Origin of the sequence: Aquimarina rhabdastrellae (assembly GCA_947387485.1) — a bacterium.
GTDB lineage: Bacteria > Bacteroidota > Bacteroidia > Flavobacteriales > Flavobacteriaceae > Aquimarina.
The window spans coordinates 13,325-21,941 of record CANDNT010000008.1 but is presented as its reverse complement, the minus strand read 5'-3'; the positions used below and the strand labels follow the sequence as shown (position 1 = coordinate 21,941).

8 protein-coding genes are annotated in these 8,617 nt (G+C 30.7%); 2 read left to right on the top strand and 6 right to left on the bottom strand.

Going from position 1 to position 8,617, the window contains the following annotated elements:
• Nucleotides 1–52: 52 nt before the first annotated feature.
• The 4 genes from ACYEKI_RS12865 to ACYEKI_RS12850 form a co-directional block, all read right to left on the bottom strand.
• Complete coding sequence (locus ACYEKI_RS12865) at nucleotides 53–1,159, bottom strand: nuclear transport factor 2 family protein (protein WP_459211602.1); 1,107 nt, start codon at nucleotides 1,157–1,159, stop codon at nucleotides 53–55.
• A gap of 122 nt (nucleotides 1,160–1,281) precedes the next feature.
• The gene (locus ACYEKI_RS12860) at nucleotides 1,282–2,334 is read right to left on the bottom strand and encodes a helix-turn-helix domain-containing protein (RefSeq protein WP_459211601.1); all 1,053 of its coding nucleotides are present in this window, start codon (nucleotides 2,332–2,334) and stop codon (nucleotides 1,282–1,284) included.
• A gap of 59 nt (nucleotides 2,335–2,393) precedes the next feature.
• A complete protein-coding gene (locus tag ACYEKI_RS12855) occupies nucleotides 2,394–3,062 on the bottom strand; it encodes a DNA alkylation repair protein (protein WP_459211600.1) in 669 nt (222 codons plus the stop codon).
• 34 nt (nucleotides 3,063–3,096) lie between these two features.
• Nucleotides 3,097–4,050: an MBL fold metallo-hydrolase gene (locus ACYEKI_RS12850; protein ID WP_459211599.1), complete on the bottom strand. Its 954-nt coding sequence runs from the start codon at nucleotides 4,048–4,050 to the stop codon at nucleotides 3,097–3,099.
• A gap of 263 nt (nucleotides 4,051–4,313) precedes the next feature.
• Between ACYEKI_RS12850 and ACYEKI_RS12845 the strand changes: the two genes are divergently transcribed.
• Both ACYEKI_RS12845 and ACYEKI_RS12840 read left to right on the top strand, forming a co-directional pair.
• Nucleotides 4,314–5,042: a hypothetical protein gene (locus tag ACYEKI_RS12845; protein ID WP_459211598.1), complete on the top strand. Its 729-nt coding sequence runs from the start codon at nucleotides 4,314–4,316 to the stop codon at nucleotides 5,040–5,042.
• A 230-nt stretch (nucleotides 5,043–5,272) separates the two neighbouring features.
• Nucleotides 5,273–5,698 carry a hypothetical protein gene (locus tag ACYEKI_RS12840; protein WP_459211597.1) on the top strand — a complete coding sequence of 142 codons (426 nt, stop codon included), beginning with the start codon at nucleotides 5,273–5,275 and terminating at the stop codon, nucleotides 5,696–5,698.
• A 59-nt stretch (nucleotides 5,699–5,757) separates the two neighbouring features.
• Here the strand turns inward: ACYEKI_RS12840 and ACYEKI_RS12835 are convergent, their stop codons facing one another.
• Both ACYEKI_RS12835 and uvrB read right to left on the bottom strand, forming a co-directional pair.
• Nucleotides 5,758–6,540 (bottom strand): FkbM family methyltransferase, encoded by a 783-nt coding sequence (locus tag ACYEKI_RS12835; RefSeq protein ID WP_459211596.1) that lies wholly within the window; start codon nucleotides 6,538–6,540, stop codon nucleotides 5,758–5,760.
• A gap of 1 nt (nucleotide 6,541) precedes the next feature.
• Entirely contained in the window at nucleotides 6,542–8,542 is a 2,001-nt protein-coding gene (uvrB, locus tag ACYEKI_RS12830) for an excinuclease ABC subunit UvrB (RefSeq protein WP_459211595.1), read from the bottom strand.
• Between the last annotated feature and the right edge of the window lie 75 nt (nucleotides 8,543–8,617).

Genomic DNA, 8,617 nt, shown 5'->3' with positions numbered 1-8,617 from the left:
TTTAAGTTGTTTTTTCAGAAGCTCCCCATTATGGGGAGCTTTTTTAATATAATTATTTCTCTATGAGTTCGATAACTTTTTTTGCGACCAAAGAGGCAGATAAATAATTTTGACCTGTAACCAAATTTTGATCCACGATAACAAAAGGTTTATTCTTTTCACCACGTTCGTAGATTCCGCCATGATCTATAATGGTTTGTTGTATGTTAAAAGGAAAATGAGCATAATAAGGTCTTTTTTGATTTTCAAAAGCATGAGGGTAACCATTTACACGTTTTCCTTTAACTAGATATTGACCATCTTTGGTTTTAAGATTGGTAATGCCGGCATATCCATGACAAACAGAAGAAATAATTCCGTTTTGATTTTCATAAATATCCATAACAACATTTTGTAAAGGGACATGATCAGGTACTTCATAAAGTACACCTCCACCACCTACATAGTAAACGGCTTTATATTGTTTAGCATCTATTTCTTGAGGTGATTTGGTATACTTTAAACGATACATAAAATCAGCATCATAGAGATAACGCTCTTGAATAGGATCAGACATATTCATATAAACTAGAGGAACAGCACCACCTTGTGGACTCATAAAATCTATAGTATAGCCATGATTTTGATAAACATCATAAGCTTCAACAATTTCAGAAAAACTATTCCCATTTTTTATTGTTGAAGCTCCATAAAAACGACTGTTAGAAACAATAAATAAAATGCGATTCCCTTTTTTGTTTGATGGTGTTCTAGTAGCTGTTTTACTAATGATTTTCCATTCTTGATCAAAACGCTTTAGTAAGAATAAATCAATAAATCGAAGATCTGATTTTGGAATCAAAATTTCAGCTTTAGCTGTAGCGATATCATTTTCGATATCTATAGCAATAATGGAACCTAATCTACCCGTAAATTTTCCAGTGTTTTTAAACCATGAGGTATATTCTTTAGACGGAACTATCCAAAGATCTTGATCTTTTTTAGATAGATATAGGTTAGCCGTTTCGTGAAAAGCTTTACTTATTTGAGATGGATTGCTATAGGAAGTTCCTTGAATATAATTATTTAATGTTGCGGTAATTTTATCCTTATCAGAGGATTGTGAAAAGGTAAATTGAGTAATACATAAAAAGGCAATAAGCCCTAGAAAACGTTTCATAAATATGACATTTTAAATTTACAATGCAAGATGAAAAAGAGACTAGATAAAAGAGCTTTAGATTATAATAATGGAGTCCAATATTATAAAATTGGAATAATGGAATTTTATAAGGTGTTGATTTATAGTTTTTTGAGTTGATTTCTGAATTGAGCAGGTGTATAACCAGTCAACTTCTTAAAAGTAGCATAAAAACTAGATTTAGAATTAAAACCAGCTTCATAACTTATAGCCTCGAGTGTATATGAAGGGTATAATTGTAATAAACGCTTAGCTTCTTCAATACGATATTCATTGATAAACAACGAAAAGTTTTTTTGCAGATTATCGTTCATTAATTGTGACAAACGATGAGGCGAAATATGTAAACTTTTGGCAATATCAATAAGTTTAATATTAGGGTTGATATAAGGCTTTTGTTCTTCCATTATCAATTTTAATGCATTGATCAATTCTTTCGCCTCTACTGTATTGATTTTGTTTGTAGCATATTTAAGTGAGGTCTCATGATGAGAAGTGGTAAATGATTGTTTTCTTTTAAAAAGTATAAGTATACTTAAATATAAAACAAAAGAAAAAGATAATGCACCAACAATGTATGAAGTATATGAAGAGGTAAAATAAGCTGCCCAAATAATAATATTACCAATAAAAACACTTAGTATCCATAACTCATTGTATAGCATCTTATCTCGTTGTGCTAATCCTTTTTTTATTATAGGATACATTAAATAACTTGACCATAATAAATAAAATAACCATTGGTAATTAATGGCTTTAAAAAATTGATTACACCATAAGTCTGGATATATTACGTATGGATATAAAAAACCTACAACTAATATTAAGGTTAACCATGGAAAAAAATGAAGAGATAGTGCTTTTTTATGATTGATATTAGAAGCAAGACTAGTCTTGATATAGAGTAATAAAAATGGCCCGATTAAAAAACAAGCCGATAATCCTATTTGTAAAAATGTTTGAGATAGTTTAGGGTTAAAATAAAAGAAAACAGATTTACCTATGCGAATACTTAGCATAAGTAATAACATACCTAGATAATAAAATGAAGCTTGACGTTTTTTGATAAAAAAGAAAAAATAAAGACTTAATAATAGTCCGTTAAAAGCTCCAAGTGCGCTAAAGAAAAATAAAAGTTGTTTATCGATAAGCATAAATAATCACTAGTAACTGTAAAAATATAAAATTAGGAGTGTTTTTATAATAAATTAGATTATTTCAATAGTCGTAAAGCTTCTCGTTTGCTGAGCGGATGTAACTCATGGGTATCAACAAAATCGATCACCCATTCAGGGTTAGTCCGACTATAGTTTCTAAGCATCCAACCAATAGCCTTATTGATGAAAAACTCTCTAGAACCTAGATGTTTTAGGATAATATCCTGTAATAAATGAGTATCGACGTCTTTTTTATAGTGTAATTGAAAAATAATAGCTGTTCGCTGTAACCAAAGATGAGAAGAAGTATTCCATCGTTCAATATAAATAGGAATCTGATCTGGATAGACTTTAAAATAATTAGATACCAATTTAGTCGCTATAAAATCTACAGTATCCCACCACGATTGGTGTGTAATCATAAATTCGTATAAAACTATATCTTGAGGTTGTACTTTTTTATGATACTTATAAGCAAGTTCTTGAGCAAAATAATGAAACTCACGTTGAGGTTTTTGCCATAATTTTTTGACTATTTGAACCAAATCTTGTTGAGGTGGTAAATAAGCTTTTTCTAAAAAAGGCTTTTGCAATTGACGTCGAAAAGGAGTCTTTATCCCATAGCATTCAAATTGATCTTTTAAATACTGTTTTTGCCCTTTGGCTATATTTGGATCGCTATTTTTTTGAAATTCTATTTCTAGAGTTTCGATATAATTTTTCATAGATAAAAGATACTGCAAAAAAGATGAAATATAGTTATAATACAGATTTAAAGGCAGTCTCAAATTCTTGAATAATCTCTTCGATATCCTCGGAGCGATATTTTCTAGAAAAATGAATAGGAGTAGCTTTATGTACTTTAGCTTTATTCATAATAATACCAGATTGTTCTGCATAACTATGAAAATTAGTAATAGCAGATTCTTTATCTTCATTTTTATAATAGCACTCGATTAGTACATGATTAAAATTAGAAAAAGTGTCTAGAATCTTTTGATGGTTTGCTACTATTGCAGCATGATCCATAATAATTCCCAAGGAATCCCCCTTTTTAATTTCTAATAAATAAAAAAGTTCATGAGCAAGAAAAACTTCTGTACCGATATGAATAGAAAGGTCTCGATTATTTTCTAAAAAAGCAGTTTTTAATGCTTTGATCCATGAACCACCTTTAAATGGAGTACGATCAAGATGTATGCTTACAGTATCTTTTTCTTTAAAAGCATAAGCTATAGAGGACAATTTATGATCTAGAATGGTATATGTAACTTTAAAACGATCCTCTTGATAAACAATACCAGAATTAATGGTAGATATCGCTTTTAATTGCCAATCTCTAGGAGCTATCTCATAAGTGTTAATATGATGCTCGTCAATAATTTCACGAATTTCATAAAGAATAGCACCTTCTTCAATTAGATTCCAGTGATACGCCATGATTTTAGAATGTACGTGATGTTGAATTCCTTTTGGACCGCAGATAATAACCCGTTTTTTAGTCCCTAATTGATGACGAATAAACTGATCTAAATTAATAAAATGATCAATATGTGTATGGCTAATAAAAATGACTTTAGCATTTTGATATTCTTTAATGCTGTATAAACTAGCATCACCACAATCACAGATATAAGAATCTGAGTGATTATCTAATTGAATTTGGATAGAAATATCTTCTTTAGGAGTACTTTTTAATGTAGTAACAAACATGAGTTGATTGATAAATATTAAGTAATCAAAGATATTAATTATTTAAAAAATTGAGAATAGTATGAAAAGGTGTAATTAGTTTCAATAGAAACCTGAGCGGTATTAAAACGAATATCGTTTAAAATACATTATAGATTAAATAATGTTTACCTGTATAAAAGAGAAGGTTTTCCCATTGCAATAAAGTGAAATATTATTTCTTGAGGTTACGAAGTACATTCGATGTGTTAAAAAAACTAACATAATTATTAAAACTTAATAAAATGAAAAATTTAAGAATGTACGCTATAATAGCGGTAGGTATGATGTGTATCACTTCATGTGAAAAACCAGAAGAAAATCAAATTATTAGCAAAACCCAAGAAGAGGGCTTTATGAGTACTACAGGAAATAGTGAAACAATACTTATGAATAATGATCCCTCAACTAAGATGATAGAATCTACTCAATTATTACATATGCATTTTGATAAAGAGCTTAGTAAGGAAGAAGCAATAGCTAAATTCAATAAAAAAGTAACTGAATTTATGAAAACTTATCAAAGTAAGAATGAAAAAGATGTAAGTACAGAATGGTTTTATAGAGTAGATACTTACACAGGATATCAAAATGCTAATGGTACAGATGGTAAGGTGGAAGCAATAACTTGGTTTAATACAGATCAAGGTATTGTAAATACTTTTTCCGAAGATTTAGATAATTCTGGTGATGATCGAGAAGGAGGCTGGGACTTTTATCTTCTTAGTGCTGAATACCCAGGGAAAGCTGTTTCCTGGGTAGAGGCAAATAAAGCTCAGCTTTGGTTGCAAGGTACAGATGGATGGTTTGTAAAACGGTTTGATATTGAAATGTGGTATCATCTTCAAAATGTTCCTGCTACTGGATATACAAGAATCCATTCCGTTCCTAATGTTTGGCTAGACAATAGCAATTCAAGTGGTTGGGATCATTACAATACAGGTACTAAAGGTACTGGAAGAGTGGATTTTTAAAGTATTGACCTTTAGGTTGTAATAACTGTAAAATAAGTCTTCAATAAATTATACGCCATGTAATTTATTGAAGACACTATCACAAAAAGCATGTGAAAAAGTAGTTGAGAGTTTCGTTAAGTTAAAAGTTGAATCCTTCTATTGAAAATAATTCGTAGTACATTTATAGAAAGTTATGTAACGAATAAAGAATAAAAACATAATCAAAATATTAACAATGATTCATAGTAATGAAAGGAACCTCAATATCAAGATTAAATACATATATAGAAGATGCTGCTTGTCCAACATGGTCATCACAAGGTTTAATTGATTTATTCAATGAACTTGATGGAGATATGAAAGAAAAGCAACAAAAGGTTTTACCAATTATTGATGAGAAATTTTCTAATGAAAAGATTGAAATGACAAATCATCAATTCAATTTTTTGAGAGCTATAACTCTTTTTACATATCATCAAAAAACGAGAGTGAAATTTTCATCTTCTGACTTAAATTGGTTACTTAATCGATTTGATAAACAACCTACGCAACAAAGAGCTTCATTAATAGCCATGTTGCTTGATATAAATAAACTGTCTGAGCAAAGAAAGCAAAGTATTAAGGATTTATTAGCAGGAACAATAGGGGAATCGTTTACTCAGGTTGATGAATAAAATACTTTGTTATTCTATTTTTTAAGGAAGCTATTTCTATAGTAAAAACCAACTAGATGCTAAGGAAGAAAAACAAAAGAAGTACAACGAGTCGTGTTTTTTTGATTAGCAATTTCTTTAAAAGAAATCGAGACTTGTGATTCGTCTAAACAACTTGTATAAAAATCTAGATTAGAAGCTAATTCTTGCATAGCTTTAAGACGTTGTTCTTTTGCTAAAAAAGGAGCATGGGTAGAAAGATACAGTATAGGTTTGTGTTGTTTAAGATAAGGAATGATTTCTTTTAACAAGAAAAATTCAGCACCTTCGATATCTATTTTGATAAAATCGATTTGCGAAATAGGATAATTACTAATAAATGTATCCCACTGTAAAGTAAAAGCAGTAAAAGAAAGAGCAGTATCATGAGTTTGTTGTGATAATAAACTGGTCATACTATCTCCCAAAGTATCGCCTAGACTAGCCATTTGTTGAAATCCTGTAACATTTGATAATGCTATATTATGACTAGTAATGTTAGCGAATGTATTAAGCTGAATATTTGTCAATAAATATTTATAAGCAATAGGATCAGGTTCAAAACAAATCACTTGTTGACATTTCTTTGCAGCAAAAAGCACAGTAGATCCTATCCAAGCACCTATATCAAGATAGTTCATATCTGGAGTAAGATAAGTATCTAATATCTCATACGTTTCGGGTTCCCATTGTCCACGAGCAGCATTTCTCCAAAAGCCTAAATGTTTAGGATGAACTTTTAATGAAACATCTTTGATCTTAACAGTATAATAGCCGATACACTGATATAAAAATTTGATAAAATTCTTAAAGAGTCTAGTCATGCTATAATTTAGACATTTTTTCTTGTAAAAACTTAATTTGATCACGAAGTTTCGCAGCAAGCATAAAATCTAACTCTTTGGCAGCTTTTTCCATTTCTTTACGCGTACTACGTATTTTAGCTTCATATTTATCTTTTGTCCAATACAACGTATCTTCTTCGGCAGCTAATAAGGTATTATCAGTATCAATTTTATATGGTTGAGGTTTACCAGGTGTTAAAGCATTATCAAGTGATTTATTTAAGGCTTTAGGTACTAAACCATGTTTTGTATTGTAATTAGTTTGTTTTTGTCTACGATAATTGGTTTCGTCAATAGTACGCTGCATACTATCAGTGATTTTATCGGCATACATAATTGCCATACCATTGATATTACGAGCAGCTCTACCTACAGTTTGAGTAAGCGAACGCGTACTGCGTAAAAAACCTTCTTTATCTGCATCTAATATAGCTACTAGAGAAACTTCAGGTAAATCAAGACCTTCACGCAATAAGTTTACCCCAATTAAAACATCAAATAAACCTTTTCTTAAATCTTGCATAATTTCAACACGTTCAAGTGTATCGACATCACTATGTATATAACGACAGCGTACATTAATACGAGTAAGGTACTTGGCCAACTCTTCTGCCATACGTTTGGTTAAGGTCGTAACAAGAATACGTTCGTCTTTTTCAATACGCTGATGCATTTCTTCTACAAGATCATCAATTTGATTTAAACTAGGACGTACTTCTATAATAGGATCTAATAAGCCTGTAGGTCTTATGATTTGTTCTACATATAAACCCTCTGTTTTTTGAAGTTCATAATCAGCAGGCGTGGCACTAATGTATAAAACTTGATTTTGTAAAGCTTCAAACTCTTCAAATTTTAACGGACGGTTATCCATTGCAGCAGGTAATCTAAATCCGTATTCTACAAGATTCTCTTTACGAGAACGATCACCACCATACATAGCATGTACTTGAGGAACGGTAACATGACTCTCGTCGATAATCATTAAATAATCATCTGGGAAATAATCAAGCAAACAGAACGGACGTGTACCAGGATCTCTTCCGTCTAGATAACGTGAATAATTTTCGATACCAGAACAATATCCTAATTCACGAATCATTTCAAGATCAAAATTAGTACGTTCTTCAAGACGTTTTGCTTCTAAATGTTTACCAATTTCTTTAAAGTATTCTACTTGCTTTCCTAGATCAAGACTAATATCATTGATGGCGTTATTTAAAACTTCAGGAGAAGTAACAAACATATTAGCAGGATAGATATTAAGACGATCATATCGCTCGATAACCTCATTAGTTTTAACATCAAAAGCTTCGATTTCTTCTATTTCATCACCAAAAAAATGAATTCTAAAAGCATCATCTGCATAACTAGGATAGATATCTACAGTATCACCTTTAATTCTAAAGTTTCCGTGAAGGAATTCAGCTTCTGTACGAGAATATAAACTTTGTACTAAGCGATGTAGTAATTTAGTTCTCGAAATCTGTTGATCGCGTTCTAAAGAAATAACACTCTTTTGAAACTCAACAGGATTACCAATACCATATAGACAAGAAACAGAAGCAACAACCAATACATCTCTACGCCCAGATAATAAAGATGAAGTAGCACTTAATCGTAACTTTTCGATCTCATCATTGATAGATAAATCTTTTTCGATATATGTACCTGTAGTAGGAATAAAAGCTTCTGGTTGATAATAGTCATAATAAGAAACAAAGTACTCTACAGCGTTATTAGGAAAAAACTGTTTAAATTCTGAATACAATTGTGCTGCTAAGGTTTTGTTATGAGCAAGAACCAACGTAGGACGTTGTACAGATTCAATAACATTTGCAGCGGTAAAGGTTTTACCAGAACCAGTAACACCTAATAGGGTTTGATACTGTTCATCAGTTTCTATACCTTTTACCAATTGCTGTATTGCTTGTGGTTGATCTCCTGTAGGACTAAAATCGGATTCTATTTTGAATTTCATAAAATGAAAGAAGCTTTAAATAAAGTATATCAAAAGTTAATAAGCTTTTGTGACACAAAATTAAGCAATCCAGAA

What these genes read in the sequence shown, in the direction of transcription:
- ACYEKI_RS12865 (WP_459211602.1), bottom strand. Translation starts at nt 1,159, where the DNA reads ATGAAACGTTTTCTAGGGCTTATTGCCTTTTTATGTATTACTCAATTT.
- ACYEKI_RS12860 (WP_459211601.1), bottom strand. Translation starts at nt 2,334, where the DNA reads ATGCTTATCGATAAACAACTTTTATTTTTCTTTAGCGCACTTGGAGCT.
- ACYEKI_RS12855 (WP_459211600.1), bottom strand. Translation starts at nt 3,062, where the DNA reads ATGAAAAATTATATCGAAACTCTAGAAATAGAATTTCAAAAAAATAGC.
- ACYEKI_RS12850 (WP_459211599.1), bottom strand. Translation starts at nt 4,050, where the DNA reads ATGTTTGTTACTACATTAAAAAGTACTCCTAAAGAAGATATTTCTATC.
- ACYEKI_RS12845 (WP_459211598.1), top strand. Translation starts at nt 4,314, where the DNA reads ATGAAAAATTTAAGAATGTACGCTATAATAGCGGTAGGTATGATGTGT.
- ACYEKI_RS12840 (WP_459211597.1), top strand. Translation starts at nt 5,273, where the DNA reads ATGAAAGGAACCTCAATATCAAGATTAAATACATATATAGAAGATGCT.
- ACYEKI_RS12835 (WP_459211596.1), bottom strand. Translation starts at nt 6,540, where the DNA reads ATGACTAGACTCTTTAAGAATTTTATCAAATTTTTATATCAGTGTATC.
- uvrB (WP_459211595.1), bottom strand. Translation starts at nt 8,542, where the DNA reads ATGAAATTCAAAATAGAATCCGATTTTAGTCCTACAGGAGATCAACCA.